Annotated in this window: 15 protein-coding genes; 11 read left to right on the top strand and 4 right to left on the bottom strand. The window is 40.5% G+C overall.

What is annotated here, in order from left to right; all coding sequences use genetic code 11:
• Window positions 1-26: 26 nt before the first annotated feature.
• Entirely contained in the window at window positions 27-707 is a 681-nt protein-coding gene (gene mutH, locus OC457_RS11690) for a DNA mismatch repair endonuclease MutH (protein WP_080175118.1), read from the bottom strand.
• Between the two features lie 729 nt (window positions 708-1,436).
• On the opposite strand from mutH, the gene rppH reads away from it, so the two are divergent.
• The 4 genes from rppH (at window position 1,437) to OC457_RS11670 (ending at window position 6,049) form a co-directional block, all read left to right on the top strand.
• Window positions 1,437-1,961 carry an RNA pyrophosphohydrolase gene (rppH, locus tag OC457_RS11685; protein ID WP_080175117.1) on the top strand — a complete coding sequence of 175 codons (525 nt, stop codon included), beginning with the start codon at window positions 1,437-1,439 and terminating at the stop codon, window positions 1,959-1,961.
• A 43-nt stretch (window positions 1,962-2,004) separates the two neighbouring features.
• Window positions 2,005-4,263: a phosphoenolpyruvate--protein phosphotransferase gene (gene ptsP / locus OC457_RS11680; RefSeq protein ID WP_080175116.1), complete on the top strand. Its 2,259-nt coding sequence runs from the start codon at window positions 2,005-2,007 to the stop codon at window positions 4,261-4,263.
• A 36-nt stretch (window positions 4,264-4,299) separates the two neighbouring features.
• On the top strand, window positions 4,300-5,103 hold the full coding sequence (locus tag OC457_RS11675) for a sulfite exporter TauE/SafE family protein (protein WP_080175115.1): 804 nt from the start codon (window positions 4,300-4,302) through the stop codon (window positions 5,101-5,103).
• Window positions 5,104-5,197: 94 nt separating this feature from the next.
• Entirely contained in the window at window positions 5,198-6,049 is an 852-nt protein-coding gene (locus OC457_RS11670; protein ID WP_080175114.1) for a thymidylate synthase, read from the top strand.
• 119 nt (window positions 6,050-6,168) lie between these two features.
• Here the strand turns inward: OC457_RS11670 and OC457_RS11665 are convergent, their stop codons facing one another.
• The gene (locus OC457_RS11665; protein ID WP_080175113.1) at window positions 6,169-7,311 is read right to left on the bottom strand and encodes a Na/Pi symporter; all 1,143 of its coding nucleotides are present in this window, start codon (window positions 7,309-7,311) and stop codon (window positions 6,169-6,171) included.
• Window positions 7,312-7,833: 522 nt separating this feature from the next.
• On the opposite strand from OC457_RS11665, the gene nhaA reads away from it, so the two are divergent.
• The 3 genes from nhaA (at window position 7,834) to nhaR (ending at window position 10,238) form a co-directional block, all read left to right on the top strand.
• The gene (gene nhaA / locus OC457_RS11660; RefSeq protein WP_080175112.1) at window positions 7,834-8,991 is read left to right on the top strand and encodes a Na+/H+ antiporter NhaA; all 1,158 of its coding nucleotides are present in this window, start codon (window positions 7,834-7,836) and stop codon (window positions 8,989-8,991) included.
• A 1-nt stretch (window position 8,992) separates the two neighbouring features.
• Complete coding sequence (locus OC457_RS11655; RefSeq protein WP_080175111.1) at window positions 8,993-9,235, top strand: hypothetical protein; 243 nt, start codon at window positions 8,993-8,995, stop codon at window positions 9,233-9,235.
• A gap of 118 nt (window positions 9,236-9,353) precedes the next feature.
• The gene (gene nhaR / locus OC457_RS11650; protein WP_080175146.1) at window positions 9,354-10,238 is read left to right on the top strand and encodes a transcriptional activator NhaR; all 885 of its coding nucleotides are present in this window, start codon (window positions 9,354-9,356) and stop codon (window positions 10,236-10,238) included.
• Window positions 10,239-10,328: 90 nt separating this feature from the next.
• Here the strand turns inward: nhaR and OC457_RS11645 are convergent, their stop codons facing one another.
• Window positions 10,329-10,940, bottom strand: coding sequence for a DUF502 domain-containing protein (locus tag OC457_RS11645; protein WP_080175110.1), 612 nt, complete (start codon window positions 10,938-10,940; stop codon window positions 10,329-10,331).
• A 149-nt stretch (window positions 10,941-11,089) separates the two neighbouring features.
• Complete coding sequence (rpsT, locus tag OC457_RS11640; RefSeq protein ID WP_036796485.1) at window positions 11,090-11,350, bottom strand: 30S ribosomal protein S20; 261 nt, start codon at window positions 11,348-11,350, stop codon at window positions 11,090-11,092.
• 208 nt (window positions 11,351-11,558) lie between these two features.
• Between rpsT and murJ the strand changes: the two genes are divergently transcribed.
• From murJ to lspA, 4 genes are all read left to right on the top strand, one after another.
• On the top strand, window positions 11,559-13,121 hold the full coding sequence (gene murJ, locus OC457_RS11635) for a murein biosynthesis integral membrane protein MurJ (protein ID WP_162841688.1): 1,563 nt from the start codon (window positions 11,559-11,561) through the stop codon (window positions 13,119-13,121).
• Between the two features lie 188 nt (window positions 13,122-13,309).
• Window positions 13,310-14,272 carry a bifunctional riboflavin kinase/FAD synthetase gene (ribF, locus tag OC457_RS11630; RefSeq protein WP_080175144.1) on the top strand — a complete coding sequence of 321 codons (963 nt, stop codon included), beginning with the start codon at window positions 13,310-13,312 and terminating at the stop codon, window positions 14,270-14,272.
• A 5-nt stretch (window positions 14,273-14,277) separates the two neighbouring features.
• Window positions 14,278-17,118 carry an isoleucine--tRNA ligase gene (gene ileS / locus OC457_RS11625; RefSeq protein ID WP_080175109.1) on the top strand — a complete coding sequence of 947 codons (2,841 nt, stop codon included), beginning with the start codon at window positions 14,278-14,280 and terminating at the stop codon, window positions 17,116-17,118.
• On the top strand, window positions 17,118-17,642 hold the full coding sequence (lspA, locus tag OC457_RS11620; protein WP_080175108.1) for a signal peptidase II: 525 nt from the start codon (window positions 17,118-17,120) through the stop codon (window positions 17,640-17,642). The genes ileS and lspA overlap by 1 nt, the downstream gene beginning before the upstream one ends.
• The last annotated feature ends 17 nt before the right edge of the window (window positions 17,643-17,659 follow it).

The raw sequence follows: 17,659 nt of genomic DNA, 5'->3' as shown, positions 1-17,659 counted from the left end.
AACTGTAATGGCTTCATTATTAATTATTAAATAAAGTGCTGTTGTAATAGTTGTCCTGTAAATTGTTTTTTTAAGTAGAAGCCACGGGGTAATGTTTTAATGGGTTGACCATTGGCGCCATAAGCTTCAGTGAGTACCTTGCTATTTGCCGCTTTTGGGCGTAATTGCAGTACTTCACCATGACGAGCTGTAATACTTTCTACTTGTCCTAGCACGATCAAATCCATTAATTCTTCCCAGTCTTGTTGTAATTGTGCTTCTTCCTCGACACTTGGACTCCATAATAACGCTGAGCCTACATGACGATCTTCAAGTGGAATATCGCGCTCGCCTTCAACTGGCATCCATAATACGCGTGCTAGTTTTTGTCTAATATGACTGTGCTGCCATTGTAAGCCTTGTACGCCAATTAAAGGAGCAACACAGACAAAAGTCGTTTCTAATGGTCGGCCTTGGTAGCTAATTGGTATTGTTTTAAGTTCAATGCCAAGGTCTATAAAATCAGGAACAGGTTTACTGCCTGCTGTTGCCCCTAAGTGCCATTCTAATAATTGGCCTACCCAACCTTTATCGCGTTTAAGGTTGGGAGGAGGAATAATTCCAGCTATCGCTGCTAATTCACCTAATGTCATGCCCGCTAATTGCTGAGCTCGATAAAGTAATTCAGCTTCCGTTTTTGGAGGAGATTGGGGTGTTTTTGTGATCATAAGATGTCGTGATAGTAAGTTATATCGAGTATTTACCGTTGTGAATATTAGCATATTTGCATGATATCGTATGCAAGGATCGGCGATGATCGTTGGTTGCGGGTCGAGATTTAAATTGATCTTTTTTACTTTGTTAAATGATATTACCTCTTGTAATGATTTAATAGCGATAACGTATCGTTGTTATTTAAGGCTAATATTAAAATAAAAAGATATCCACAGCTTTTTTTTTGAAAATATTTTATATTATTATGACTGGATATGCATACAGTATTAAGTTGAAAAAGTAATCAGTATGAGCGTGAGTTATTCAAAGTGATGACAGTGACATTACTGCTAAAGTCATTATTGGTTGATATTTAACCGATCATTTTTTGGTGATGTGAAATTTGTATTTATTTTAATTTATTATAGTACGGTTTTTATTTTATCTTTATGTTTTAAAATGGGAAAAATGTATTTTTTAATGTTTTTATTATTCATTTGTAAGGCGTTGATTGTTCGTTAAATCTGTTTTTTTTAGGTTTCTACACAAATCTATCCACAGAAAGAGTGAATAAATGTGGGATATGTCTCATTTGATTGTCTTTAAAGTAATCAGAGTGCAAAGTTATCCAGAATGCAGTTTAAATTGGGTGAAACGCATCGATATTGATGAATGTTTGTTTACCGATCACGTCTACTATGAAAAAATCACTATTAATAGATATTTATACTTGAGGTCGTCCAGTGATTGATGGCGATGGATACCGCCCTAATGTTGGGATCGTTATCTGCAATGGCCATGGGCAGGTATTTTGGGCTCGACGATATGGACAACATTCTTGGCAATTTCCGCAAGGTGGCATTGATGAAGGTGAAACGCCTGAGCAGGCTATGTACCGTGAATTGTATGAAGAAGTAGGTTTAACCAAAAAAGATGTCAGGATAATTGCGTCAAGCCGACACTGGTTACGTTATAAATTACCGAAGCGTCTTGTGCGGTGGGATTCAAAACCTGTTTGTATCGGTCAAAAGCAAAAGTGGTTTTTGCTGAGTTTGGAATGCGATGAGTCCAAGGTCAATATGCAGCGTGGTGTAACACCTGAGTTTGATGGTTGGCGCTGGGTAAGTTATTGGTACCCAGTAAGACAAGTCGTCTCTTTTAAACGTGATGTATACCGTCGTGCGTTAAAAGAGTTTGCAGCTGTTGCAATGCCATTTAAAGAATGGAAAGAACGTAAATTTAAACGCATTAAAAATAAGCGCAATTAGCAAGTAGAGGTTATTGGCTCACAGGCACAATTAAAGGCTCGTTATGCTGACACAGCTAAGAGAAATTGTTGACAAGGTTGTCAGCGCCCACACATTGATCGATGCATTAGATCAATTAGTCTCAAATACGACTCAGGTAATGACGACTGACTGTTGTTCAGTATACATTGCCGATCATCAGCGTCAGATTTATACCTTGATGGCAACACAAGGGTTAAATAAGTCACGGCGACGCATTAGTTTACGCTTTGATGAAGGGTTAGTAGGGTTAGTCGGACAACGAGCCGAGCCATTAAATGTTGCTGATGCTCGAGTACATCCCCATTTTAAACACCTTCCAGGGATCGGAGAGGAATCTTTTCGATCCTTTTTTGGTACACCTATTATACATCAGCGCCAAGTCCTTGGTGTTATTGTGGTTCAACAACGCGAGCAACGTGAATTTACCGAAAGTGAAGAATCTTTTTTAGTTACCCTTGCGGCGCAGTTAGCGGGTATTTTAGCCCATGCTAAAGCGCAAGGAATGTGGTTTGAAAAAGGTAATCGACTTCATTTAACCGGTTCTGCGGCGTCCAGTGGGGTCGCGATTGCTAAAGCATGGTGGGATGATACTCAACCCTTACTCGATCATGTTGCACCAGCATCATGTTTAGATATTCATGCAGAGCAAGAACGGTTAACCATTGCAATTGATGCGGCAGCGAAAGAATTTCGTCGCTTACGAAAACGCTTTGATAGTGACTTACAAAAAGAAACTCTCGCGATTTTTGATTTATTTAGTCATTTACTCAATGATCCGTTATTACGGGCTGATCTAAAAACACATATTGATCGCGGCGATCAAGCTGAATGGGCCGTTCGACAAGTGGTTGAAACCTATTCAAATCGATTTGCCAATATGAAAGATCAATATATTAGAGAACGGGCTCGTGATATTTGTGAGCTTGGGCAGCGACTATTATATTTTTTATGTGATAACAAACCAAATGAACAGCAATGGAATGAACCCATTGTCTTGTTAACTCGAGAATTAACTGCTGCGATGATTGCTTCAGTGCCTGCTGGAAAGCTTGCTGCTGTGGTTGCACAAGATGGTGCTGCTAATTCTCATGCCGCTATTTTATCTCGCGCTTTAGGTATTCCTACTATTATGGGCGTCGATTTCACGCCACATACTGTCCATAATAATAGGGTTGTTGTTGATGGCTACCGTGGTGATTTGTTAGTGAATCCTAATCGGTATGTACTGGCTGAATATCGGCGCTTATTGCGTGAAGATGATGAGCTTGAAAAGATCGTTGAATGCGATCAACAGCAACAGGCGATGACCAAAGATCAACAACGGATCATGGTACATATTAATGCTGGATTAAGTGCAGATTCTCATTTTGCGTTAAATAAAGGTATTGATGGCGTTGGTTTATACCGTACTGAAGTACCATTTTTATTGCAACGAAGTTTCCCCTCTGAAGAAGAACAAATTAACCAATATCGCACTATTTTACACACTTATCCTCATCACCCCGTGGTTATGCGAACGCTAGATATTGGCGGTGATAAACCGTTACCTTATTTATCAATAGAAGAAGATAACCCGTTTCTTGGCTGGCGTGGAATTCGATTTACGCTTGATCACCCTGAAATATTTATGATTCAAGTACGAGCAATGCTAAGAGCTAGTATTGGCTTGAATAATATGGATATTTTATTACCCATGATTTCGGGTATTAATGAATTTGATGATGCCAAGGCAATTATTGAACGGGCGTATACTGATGTTGCTCAAACCGCAGCGGCTGCGGGACAGCAATTGTATAAACCGCGAATTGGGATCATGATTGAAGTACCATCAATGTTATATCAACTCCATGCATTAGTCGGGCGGGTTGATTTTATTTCGGTGGGTAGTAATGATTTAACCCAATATTTATTAGCGGTTGATCGTAATAATGCACGAGTAGCTAATGTGTATGATGCATTACATCCTGCCGTTTTACATGCGTTAAAGCATATCGTAGATAGTGCTAAAAAATATCAATTACCGGTGTGTGTATGTGGAGAATTAGCAGGGGATCCTATTGGCGCATTGTTACTAGTGGGGATGGGCTATCGCTCATTGAGTATGAATGCACGTAATGTTGCGAAAATTAAATATATTTTACGGCATATTAATAGCATAGATATGACAGCATTAACGACTCAAGTGCTAAAGGTTGATGTTGCTGATGATGTGCGTCAATTAACGACAGCATTTATTGAACAGCATCAGTTAGGTGGATTTATTCGAGCAGGTAATAAATAATGGCGACCTGTTCGGTTAAGGTTATGGGTAGTTATTATGCATGAAAGCGTAATATGGCTTTTCTCTATGTGCTTAATTTTAGGTGCAGTGGTGGGGTTATTAGCCGGATTATTGGGAATAGGTGGCGGTTTATTGGTCGTACCTGCATTAGTATGGTTGTTACCACAAGCAGGCATTGAACCTGCGATGTTAATGCACATTGCATTAGCGACATCGTTAGCCAGTATTGTAATGACCTCAATGGCTTCTGCGCGCAATCATTTTAGATTGGGAAATGTTGATTTCTCAGTGGTTAAAGTGCTTGCTCCGGGGATCATTATTGGCGGATTAGGTGGCAGCGTGGTGGCAGAATTAGTTCCTGCACAATATTTGCCAAAAGTGTTTGCAGTGATTGTGCTACTGCTTGCTTTACAAATGCTGTTATCGCTACGTGTTACGCATGCTCGACCATTACCAAGTGCACTAGCATCAGCTGCAGGTGGCTGTGTTATCGGCTTATTATCCAGTTTAGCGGGCATTGGTGGCGGCTCATTAACGGTGCCATACCTGAGCTATTTTGGGGTTGAAATGCGTCGCGCTATTGGTTCAGCCTCATTAGTTGGTTTTCTTATTGCCATCTCTGGCATGATTGGTTTTATTTTTGCTGGCGTTGGCAGTGCTGATTTACCGGCTTACAGTGTAGGTTATGTTTATTTACCTGCATTAGTGGGTATTGCTGCTACTTCAATGATTACGACCCGTTATGGCGCGGCATTGGTGACTCGTTTACCAACGGCGACACTTAAAAAAATGTTTTCAATACTGTTATTTATTATCAGTATTAAAATGTTCATGAGTTAAGTGAATTTAATCGAACTATCTTCTGATAGAATTAAGAGTAACGACTTTAGACGCCTGGCTTTTGCTGGGCGTCATTAATTTAACGGGTAGGACAATGAAACAGTACTTAGCGTTGTGTCAGCGAATTGTTGATGATGGTGTGTGGATTGAAAATGAGCGAACAGGCAAGCGTTGCCTAACAGTGATAAATGCTGATTTAACCTATGATGTTGCTAATAATCAGTTTCCGTTAATTACTACCCGTAAAAGTTTTTGGAAAGCGGCTATTGCTGAGTTGTTAGGTTATCTACGTGGTTATGATAATGCGGCGCAATTTCGTGCTATTGGCTGTAATACGTGGAATGCCAATGCTAACGATAATCAAGCATGGCTTAATAATCCGTACCGTAAAGGTGAAGATGATATGGGGCGTGTTTATGGCGTTCAAGGTCGTCGCTGGCAAAAAGCCGATGGAACGGTTATTGATCAATTGAAGAAGATTGTAGATGACTTAACCAAAGGGATTGATGATCGTGGTGAAATTCTCACGTTTTATAATCCAGGTGAGTTTGATATGGGCTGTTTGCGTCCATGTATGCATACTCATACGTTCTCACTATTAGGTGATACTTTGTATCTAACCAGTGCTCAACGTTCTTGTGATGTGCCGCTAGGGCTTAATTTCAACCAAGTACAAGTGTTTACGCTACTGGCGTTAATGGCACAAATTACAGGTAACAAACCGGGTCAGGCTTACCATAAAATTATTAATGCCCATATTTATGAAGATCAATTGCCATTAATGCGTGATGAGCAATTAGCCCGTACGCCATTTGCATCGCCACAATTGATTATCAACCCTAAGATAAAATCATTAGAAGATTTAGAAACATGGGTAACTTTAGATGATTTTGAAGTGGTGGGTTATGAACATCACGCACCAATTCAATACCCATTTTCAGTATAACTATCTAGCTCGATGACCATAACGTATTGATGGTCAATTAGAGATAACAAAAAGCCCCGCACAAGCAATTGTGCGGGGCTTTTTATTTGATGGTACTTTTATTTATCTTAGCGTAGCGATTAAGCAGTAAACGCTAGGATTGAACCTGGGATAGCAATGAATACTAGGCCAAGGTAACCCGCAACAGCGGCTTTGTTCTTCGTTGCTAAATCGCTCAGGAAGAACGCGCACTTAAGTGGAATTTCACGTAAGAACGGTATGCCGTAAATTAACACTGTCGCTAGTACGTTAAAGCATAAGTGCACCAGTGCAATCTGTAGTGCAAACACCGAGTGCTCACCAGATACTGCCGTCGCTGCTAGTAGCGCTGTGATACATGTACCGATGTTTGCGCCAAGGGTAAATGGGTAAACTTCACGCACTGTTAATACACCAGTACCTACTAGTGGCACCATCAAACTTGTTGTTGTTGATGATGATTGTACAAGAACGGTAACTGCCGTACCTGAAGCAATACCGTGTAATGGACCACGACCGATTGCGCTCTTTAGAATATCTCGTGCACGACCAACCATTAGGCCTCGCATTAGGCGACCCATTAATGTGATAGAGACAAAAATTAGTGCAATACCTAGAACGATTAGACCAAAACCACCGTTATGACCAAATACTTCTAGTGGACCTTTTACTAAATCAACCGCTGGTTGCGTTAACGGCTTCATGAAATCCATACCGTTCATGCTCATATCACCTGCTTTTAAGAATGGTGATACTAACCAACCTGATAACTTATCAAGGATGCCAAACATCATTTCCAATGGAAGGAAAATAGAAACGGCTAATAAGTTAAAGAAATCGTGTACAGTCGCACTTGCAAATGCGCGACGGAATTCTTCTTTACAACGTGCATGACCTAAACTAACTAACGTATTTGTTAATGTGGTACCGATGTTAGCACCCATCACCATTGGAATAGCGGTTTCTACAGGTAAACCACCGGCTACAAGACCAACGATAATAGAGGTTACAGTACTTGATGATTGAATAAGTGCTGTGGCAATTAAACCAATCATTAAGCCTGCAACAGGGTGAGAGGCAAACTCAAATAACGTTTTTGCTTGCTCGCCTACAGACCATTTAAAGCCGCCGCTGACCATAGATACAGCAACGAGTAACAAATATAGCATGAACGCTAGGTTGGCCCAGCGGACCCAACGCATAGAGCTGAACTTAGATGCAGCAGTAGTGGCTTGGGTAGTCATAATCATTTCTCCATGACAGGAATATGTCGTTTTGGTGTCATTTTGTTGAAATCTGCGTGAATAGTAGTTTGGTTATATTTCAGAAATATTACACTGAGTGTCATAAATGAATATTTGTTTGGGGTTTGTCAGAGAAATGAGAGAGCAACCGATTAAATTATACAATGTCAGGTTGCATTAATATGCCCTAGTAGATTGTTTCTAATTGGTTTTTAATGGTTTTCAATATTTTTTGTTTTTAGAGTTAAAAATTATAAAAATATGCTTATTAAAAGTAAAATTTTGCGATTTATTTTGTTTTTAGTATAAATATAATGCATCTCTATAAATGAACAGTGCGGATATAGTATTGCAATTACTCTAATTGCTCGGTTTTTCCGAGTATTCATATCTAAACAACCGATTTTTCAATTTGTCAGTTTGACGTTTACACTAAATTTAATTGAGACGACCAAGTATTTAGCTAACCTTATAGTTAGGGTTGCTTGGATCGCGTGAATATAGTTAAAGGAGTAACGGTTAATGACCGATGCTATTCGTAAGTTTCTTAAATTAGAATCAGCTGGCGGTATTATTCTTATTATCGCAGCATTAATTGCAATGGTTATTGCTAACTCACCACTGGCATCTGTATATACAGATACTTTGCATAGCTATATTGCTGGATTATCAGTAGCACATTGGATCAATGATGGTTTAATGGCAATTTTCTTTTTCTTAATTGGATTAGAAGTGAAGCGAGAGCTTATTGAGGGGGCGCTTAATACGAAAGAAAAAGCGATATTCCCAGCGATCGCTGCTGTTGGTGGCATGATTGCACCAGCATTAATTTATACGGCATTTAATTATGGCGATCCAATGGCAGTTAAAGGTTGGGCGATTCCTGCTGCAACCGATATTGCTTTTGCGTTGGGCGTGATGGCCTTGCTAGGTAATCGAGTACCAGTAAGCCTAAAAGTATTCTTATTAGCATTGGCTATTATTGATGATTTAGGCGTGATTGTGATCATCGCTCTGTTTTATAGCTCAGATTTATCAACACTAGCATTAACGGTGGCGTTTATTTCAACGGCGACGCTGGTCATTATGAACCTGAAGAATATCACGAGTATTCCGCTATACTTAATTGTCGGTGCTATTTTATGGTTTAGTGTGCTGCAATCTGGCGTCCATGCAACATTAGCTGGTGTGGTATTAGGTTTCGCAATACCGCTAGCAGGTAAAGATGGTCGTGCTGATACCCATTCACCACTAAAGACGATTGAGCATGCATTACATCCGTATGTTGCTTTCTTAATCTTGCCATTATTTGCATTTGCGAATGCGGGTATTTCATTAACTGGCGTATCTCTTGCAAGTTTATCGTCAATGTTACCTGTTGGTATTGCCGCTGGATTATTTATTGGTAAGCCTGTTGGTATATTTACTGCGTGTTTCATTGCAGTTAAAACGGGAGTTGCAAAGTTACCTGATGGTATTAACTTCAAGCATATTTTCGCCGTATCAGTATTGTGTGGTATCGGTTTTACAATGTCGATTTTCATCTCATCACTCGCGTTTGTTGGTGCAGATGAGAGTTTTGCGACTTACTCACGGCTTGGAATATTATTAGGTTCAACGGTTGCAGCGATTGTTGGTTACATCATGTTAAGTAAAACATTGCCTAAATCCGAGGTGTAATATGAAAACGTGGTTAATTATTATTACGTGTTTATTTTCACTACCAAGTGTTGCTGCTGATTATCAGCAGTGTACGAATGATGATCGTACTGAATTATGCCAAGCATATTTACAAGGTATCAATGACGCTAAAACGACAGCGGTAAAAACCACAACTGTCGTTCAAGAAAGTTCATTTCGTCAACGTGCATTAGAACAACGCGGTGGCGAACGAGTACGTAATTTAGAACGGCTACAGCCCTAATTATCACTCAAAGACGATCTTGATTTGATTTTACTATAAATTATGACGTCAAAGATTGAACAGCCCAGAGGCACAGCGTAAGCTTTGTCGCTGGGTTTTTTTATTTAAAATAGCAGCAATGTCGCACTTAAATTATAACCATCTTTATTATTTTTGGATGGTCTGCAAGCAAGGCTCAGTAACTAAAGCTGCTGATGCATTATTTCTGACACCCCAAACGGTGACAGGACAGATTCGTTCATTAGAAGAGCGACTAAAAGGTAAGTTAACTAAGCGTGTTGGACGTAATATTGAACCAACAGAGCTTGGTCAATTAGTATTTAAATATGCAGATAAGATGTTTGATTTAAGTTATCAAATGCTCGATCGTATAAATTACACGCAACGAGATAATCAATTATTTGAAGTCGGTGTTGCTGATGCGCTGTCTAAACGGTTAGTAAGCCAAGTGCTATTGGAAGGTATTCCTAACGATCAGCGAATCCAATTAAGTTGTTTTGAATCAACTCATGAAATGTTATTAGAGCAGTTATCGCAGCATAAATTAGACATGATTTTATCTGATTGCCCTGTTAGTTCGACGCAAAATCCAGGTTTGTACAGTAAAAAATTGGGTGAGTCGGCAATGAGTTTTTTTTGTACTGATGATTTATCAAATGCAGATTTTCCGGCTTGTATTGAAGATTATAAGCTGTTGGTGCCAAGTAGACGTTCTGCAATGGGACGCAAATTGCATCAATGGTTTGATCAGCAAGGCATTACGCCAAATATTTTAGGGGAATTTGATGATGCGGCGTTGATGAAGGCGTTTGCTTGTTATAACAAGTCGATGTTTATCGCACCGTCTATTTATGCCGATGAGCTAACCAGCAATAGTCATCTTTATGAAGTTAAACGAGTGACAGATATTTGTGATGAGTATTTTGTCATTTTTGCTGAACGAATGATCATGCATCCTGCCGTAAAGCGTATTTGCGCTGCTGATTTTAGTACGTTATTTTAATATTTATTACTTATCAACGCCTTACTGTATAAGGCGTTAATTGTTATTGCGATTATTTCTGAGTCGCGATTTTGTTACATGATCTATCTGTTATTTTTCTTTTTCTTTTTCTTTTTCTTCTTTATCTTTGGCGGAGATTGAAATACCCGCCGTTAAATTATAACGCATCGCATCTTCAAACGACCAATCAACGACTGTTAGGTCTTCGCGTTTCACAAGCGTTGTAATGCCTGCTATTTGATAGCTGAGTGGAAATAGTACTGGAACCCAATCTCCGCTAGGTAATGCGTTTGTCAGCGGCTCAGGCGTGTCATTAGACATAATGAAGCCAACGACATAGGTATTATTTGCTTGATGGACTAATACGGTTTGCTGGCTCTTATTTTTATTGTCGCTGCTCATCAATGAGGCAATATCATTAATACTACTGTAAACCGTTTTAAAAAAAGGAAATCGCATCAATTGTCGAATAACAAAATCATAAAGCCATGCGATAGGACTGACAGAGAAAAGTAGCCCCGCAACAAATAATAAGATCAGAATGAGTAAAAAACCGGCACCTTTGAAGAGTTCAGTGATATGAACAAGGCCAAATAAAAAACTGCCTACTTCATCTAATGACTCAAAAAGTGACCAGAATAACCAAATACTTAATACCAGCGGCAGAACGTTGAACAAGCCGCGTAATAGCGTTTTTTTCATTTTATGCTCGAAGATGTGAAATAAATTCAGCTATAGAATTAACAATATTTTATGTCTAAATGCTAGTTTTATAGGTAATGGTTGATAAAGAGACATAAAAAAACCGACCATAAGGTCGGTTTTTTTTAATCTAAACTCATTAATTAAAATTAAAGAGCTTTGATTTTCGCTGTTAGACGAGCTTTGTGACGTGCAGCTTTGTTCTTATGGATCAGGCCTTTAGTAGCCATGCGATCCATAACAGGTTGCATTTCAGCGAAAGCTTGTGTTGCAGCTTCTTTATTACCAGCTTCAATAGCGATAATTACTTTCTTGAAGAAAGTGCGCATCATAGAACGACGGCTAGCGTTATGCTGACGACGTTTTTCTGAAGTTAGTGCACGTTTCTTAGCAGATTTGATATTTGCCAAGGGTGTAACTCCCAAATCTTGGTATGGTGACAATTTAAGGCCGAGGACTATGCCCTTAATCTTAATCATTGTCAAATGATTCGTGCAAATAACCGCCATACCAATCTAGTTGGCACTTGCGGATTAACACGGTTAATATGGCGACAGATTTTACCAGTATTTCGATTCAGAAGTCACCTTTCTGAACATCTTTTTATGAGGTTTTTTTGTGAGTAAGCGTCTTTTACGCTCTGGAATGGTAGTTAGCGCCATGACTTTGGTGTCTCGTGTGCTAGGTTTAGTGCGCGATGTGGTAGTTGCTAACCTAATGGGAGCAGGGGCTGCGGCCGATGTTTTTTTCTTTGCCAACAAAATTCCTAACTTTTTACGTCGTCTTTTTGCAGAAGGTGCTTTTTCGCAAGCCTTTGTGCCCGTTTTAACTGAATATCATGCCGCTGGTGATGTTGATCGAACTCGATTGTTGATTGCTCGTGCTGCGGGAACGTTAGGGGGTATTGTTACCATAGTGACATTATTGGGTGTTTTAGGCTCAGGTGTCGTCACCGCATTATTTGGTTTCGGTTGGTTTTGGGATTGGACGCAAGGTATTTCCCCAGGCGCGGAAAAATTTGAATTAGCCAGTTTGTTACTTAAAATCACCTTTCCCTATTTGTGGTTTGTGACCTTTGTAGCATTATCTGGCGCTATCTTAAATACGTTGGGCAAGTTTGCGATTTCATCGTTTACGCCAGTATTTCTTAATATTGCTATTATTGGTTGTGCGGTTTTTGTCGCACCACATTTAGCAAAACCTGAAATTGGGTTAGCACTAGGGGTATTTATTGGTGGGTTGGTCCAATTTGGTTTTCAACTGCCTTTTTTATATCGAGAAGGGTATTTAGTTCGTCCACAATGGGGCTGGAATGACCCTGGCGTGACTAAAATACGAAAATTGATGCTACCAGCACTGTTTGGTGTTTCTGTTACTCAAATTAACTTACTGCTTGATACATTGATTGCAAGTTTCTTAATGACTGGCTCAATTAGTTGGTTATATTATTCAGATCGCTTATTAGAATTTCCGCTAGGGTTATTTGGTATTGCGATTGCAACTGTGATCTTACCTGCTCTGTCGCGTAAACATGTTGATAAGTCGCCTCAACAGTTCGCGGACACGATGGATTGGGGAGTTCGAATGGTATTGATTTTGGGTATTCCTGCCATGCTCGGTATGATCACCTTAGCCAAACCAATGTTGATGGTGATGTTCATGCGTGGTGAGTTTGATCTTTATGATGTAAACCAAACCGCTATGTCACTGTGGGTCGTGTCGGCTGGCTTACTTAATTACATGCTAATCAAAATTTTTGCCCCAGGTTATTACGCTCGTCAAGATACCAAAACACCCGTTAAAATTGGTATTATTGCCATGGTTAGCAATATGGTTTTTAACGGTATCTTTGCACCATTCTATGGTTATGTCGGTCTCTCTATTGCGAGTGTATTATCGGCTTTGCTTAATGCAGGGTTGCTATACCGAGGTTTACACAAAGAAAATATTTATCGAGTGAGCCGCCAAACATTATTTTTTGTACTGCGGTTAGTGATTGCCGGTGCAGTGATGGTTGGTGGATTACTATGGTTCAGTCCATCTATTCAACAATGGTTAGCGTTCCACTTGCTTGAGCGTGTTATATGGCTATTTGGCTTGATTTTAGGTGGAAGCAGTATTTATTTATTATGTGCCATTATTTTAGGTATTCGTCCCCGTCATCTGCGTGCAGAGAGCTGATTGAAATCGCTGAGTAGTATATAATTCGCCAGCTTTACGCTAAAAAGTGGTTGTTAGCCATGTAATCATGGTGGATGAATTACCGTAGTTATTAATTTTTTTGGCTGTTATTGGTCATCATATAAACAAAATACCTGATTGTAGGATGAGCAAATAGCCTTATGAGTACTGACATAGTTAAATTACCTATGGAATTAATTCGAGGTATACCCAATATTCAGCCACACCATCATGGTTGTGTGCTGACAATTGGCAATTTTGACGGTGTACATCTTGGCCATCAAACGTTGCTTAAACAAGTCATTGCTAAAGCGCACTCTATGGGGTTAGCCGCTACGGTAATGACGTTTGAACCACAGCCACAAGAGCTTTTTGCGGGAAATAAAGCTCCTGCAAGGTTGACCCGCTTTCGCGAGAAATATGTAGAATTGAAAAAAGTCGGCATTGATCGATTATTGTGTGTTAATTTTAATCATCATTTTGCGTCTATGACTGCTGAATATTTCGTCGAATGCTTGTTGGTAAAGCAATTGGGTGTTAAATTTCTGGTTATTGGTGATGACTTTCGTTTTGGTCAAGAGCGACGTGGCGATTTTGCGATGCTAGTAGCAGCTGGTAAGAAATACGGATTTGAAGTAATCAGTACAACAAGTTTTTGTGTTTCTAAGCAGCGAGTAAGCAGTACTGCAATCCGTCATGCTTTAGCGAATAATGAATTAGATCAAGTAGAACAAATGCTTGGTCGACCATACAGTATTCGTGGGCGAGTCTCACACGGAAGAAAATTAGGCCGCACTATCGGCTTTCCAACAGCTAATATCCCATTAAAACGCCGTATAGCACCTGTTGCAGGAGTTTATGCGGTCGAAGTGTTGGGTATTACCGCCACGCCTATTGCGGGTGTAGCTAATGTTGGCCACCGACCTACAGTACAAGGTGTACGACAACAACTTGAAGTACATTTATTTGATTATCAAGCCGATCTTTACGGTCGTCAACTTGAAGTCGTGTTGCGCCATAAATTGCGTGACGAAAAAAAATTTGAATCATTCGATGCGCTGAAATTACAAATCGAACGAGATGCTCAAACAGCACGGGTGTGGTTGTCTGAGCGTAATAATGTCCAACTTCGCCCAAGTAACGGAATCTAGAATCCATGAGTGACTATAAAGATACCCTGAACCTGCCGGAAACAGGGTTTCCGATGCGAGGCAATCTAGCTCAACGTGAGCCTGCAATGCTTAAGCATTGGTATGATGAAGATCTTTACGGTGAAATTCGTAAAGCTAAGAAAGGTAAAAAATCTTTCGTATTACACGATGGCCCTCCGTACGCTAACGGTGATATTCACATCGGTCACGCGTTAAACAAGATTCTTAAAGATATTATTATTAAGTCAAAGACGCTTTCTGGCTTTGATTCACCGTACATTCCTGGTTGGGACTGTCACGGTCTGCCGATTGAATTAATGGTAGAAAAGAAATTTGGTAAACCTGGCCAAAAATTAACTGCAGCGGAATTCCGCGAAAAATGTCGTGCTTACGCTGCGGGCCAAGTTGAAGGTCAAAAAGAAAGTTTCATGCGTCTAGGTGTACTAGGTGAGTGGGACAAGCCATACCGCACAATGGATTTTGGTACTGAAGCGAATATCATTCGTGCATTAGGCAAAATTGCCGATAAAGATCACCTATTGAAAGGTTTTAAGCCTGTTCACTGGTGTACTGATTGTGGTTCTGCATTGGCTGAAGCTGAAGTTGAATACCAAGACAAAGTATCGCTATCTATCGATGTTAAATTTAAAGCGGTAGATGAAGCGGCAGTATTAGCGAAGTTTGGCTGTGTTGCTGACCAAGGCGAAGGCGACGTGTCGATTGTTATCTGGACAACGACACCATGGACAATGCCTGCTAACCGCGGTGTTGCTGTGAGTGCTGATCTTGAATACGCATTAGTACAAACACCTGTTACCGATGTACACACTCAACCACAACGTTTAATCGTAGCGGCAGAGCTTGTAAAAGAAGTGATGGCGCGTGTTGGCTTTGAAGAGTCAGAAATCCTTGGTTTCTGTAAAGGTGAAGAATTAGAGCTAATGCGCTTTAATCACCCATTCTATAGCTTTGATGTACCTGTAGTACTTGCTGATCACGTAACGACAGAATCAGGTACAGGCTGTGTACATACGGCACCTGGCCATGGTCAAGAAGACTTCGTGGTAGGTCAAAAGTACAACCTTGAAATTGCAAACCCTGTTGGCAGCAATGGTGTTTACTTACCTGATACTGAGATCTTCGCGGGTCAACACGTATTTAAAGCAAACGAAGTGGTTGTAGATGTTTTACGTGAACATGGTTCATTGCTACATTTCTCTAAAATTACTCACAGCTACCCACATTGCTGGCGCCACAAAACGCCAATTATTTTCCGTGCAACGCCACAGTGGTTTATCTCTATGGAGAAAGCTGGTTTACGTGCGAAAGCATTAGCGGAAATCAAGAACGTACAATGGATGCCTGAGTGGGGTCAAAGCCGCATCGAAGGTATGATCGAAGGTCGCCCAGAGTGGTGTATCTCTCGTCAACGTACTTGGGGTGTGCCAATTGCACTCTTTATCCATAAAGAAACCCAAGAGCTTCACCCACAAACATCTGAGTTGATTGAAAAAGTGGCTCAGCTTGTTGAACAAAAGGGTATTCAAGCTTGGTGGGATCTAGAACTGACTGACGTAATGAGTGCAGAAGATGCAGCGATTTACGAAAAAGTGCTTGATACATTAGACGTATGGTTTGACTCTGGTGTAACACATTTCTCAGTGGTTGATAGCCGTCCTGAGTTCAATGGTCACTCAGCAGATCTTTACCTAGAAGGTTCAGATCAACACCGTGGTTGGTTCCAGTCATCATTGATTTCATCAGTAGCGATGAAAGACAAAGCCCCGTACAAGCAAGTGTTAACACATGGCTTCGTGGTTGACGGTCAAGGCCGTAAAATGTCGAAATCAGTGGGTAACGTGGTTGCACCGAAAGATGTCACTAACAAGCTTGGTGCTGATATTCTTCGTCTATGGGTAGCATCTACCGATTACACGGGTGAAGTTGCAGTATCTGACGAGATCCTAAAGCGTTCTGCTGATGCTTACCGTCGTATTCGTAACACTGCACGTTTCTTCCTTGCGAACTTAAATGGCTTCAATCCTGAAACTGATTGTGTACCAGTTGAAGAGATGGTTGCACTTGATCGTTGGGCTGTAGGTCGTGCTATGGCGGCTCAAGAAGAGATCGTTAAAGCATACGAAGACTACAACCTACACACAGTAACTCAGCGTTTAATGCAGTTCTGTTCAGTTGAAATGGGTTCTTTCTACTTAGACGTGATTAAAGACCGTCAGTACACAGCAAAACGTGGTGGTCATGCACAACGTAGTTGTCAAACTGCGCTTTACTACATTGTAGAAGCACTGGTTCGTTGGATGGCACCTATCATGTCATTCACAGCCGATGAAATCTGGAACGAAATGCCAGGTAAACGTGATCAATTTGTGTTTACTGGTGAGTGGTTCGATGGTTTATTTGGTCTTGCTGAGAACGAAGAACTCAACAACGATTTCTGGGCTGAGATTCAACAAGTTCGTGGTGCTGTGAACAAGTTACTTGAAACTGCACGTAGCGAAAAAGTTATTGGTGGTTCACTACAAGCGGAAGTAACGCTTACTGCGAATGCGGATCTTGCTGCGAAGCTGAATAAGCTAGAAGACGAATTACGTTTTGTATTGTTAACATCAAAAGCACAAGTTGTGGTTGCTGATAGCAAGCCTGAAGGCGCACAAGAAACAGATATCGAAGGATTATTTGTAACAGTACGTGCTTCTGAAGCTGCGAAGTGTGAGCGTTGTTGGCACCATGTTGCTGATGTTGGCACGATTGCTGGACACGAAGAAGTGTGTGGTCGTTGTGTAACTAACATCGATGGCGACGGCGAAGAGCGTAAATTTGCCTAATGACTAATTCAGCACCTCAGCAAGCGTTGACGCTTAAACAATCGGGTATTCGCTGGCTATGGTTAGCGATTGTGGTATTTATTATCGATAATGGCACTAAGCTATTGGTAATGGACTCGATGGGCTATGGCTGGCCAAACCGAATTGAGATCACGCCATTTTTTAATTTACTGTATGTACACAATACCGGTGCTGCATTTAGTTTTTTAAGTAGTGCTGGTGGTTGGCAACGATGGTTGTTTGCCGCAATTGCGTTTGGTGTTTGCGGTTTATTGACATTGTGGATGCGTCGTACGCCAGTAACCAATAAAATGGCCAATATTGCGTATGCGCTGATCATTGGTGGTGCATTAGGTAATTTATTTGATCGCCTTTACCATGGTTTTGTGGTCGATTTTCTTGATTTCTATTACGGTAGTTATCATTGGCCTGCATTTAATATTGCCGATTCAGCCATTTGTTTGGGTGCTGTATTGTTAATTCTTGATGGCTTTAAAGCGGATAAGACAGCTAAAGTTCATTAAGTATTAATCTGTTATTA

Source organism: Photobacterium toruni, assembly GCF_024529955.1.
GTDB lineage: Bacteria > Pseudomonadota > Gammaproteobacteria > Enterobacterales > Vibrionaceae > Photobacterium > Photobacterium toruni.
This window is presented reverse-complemented; position numbering and strand designations above follow the sequence as displayed.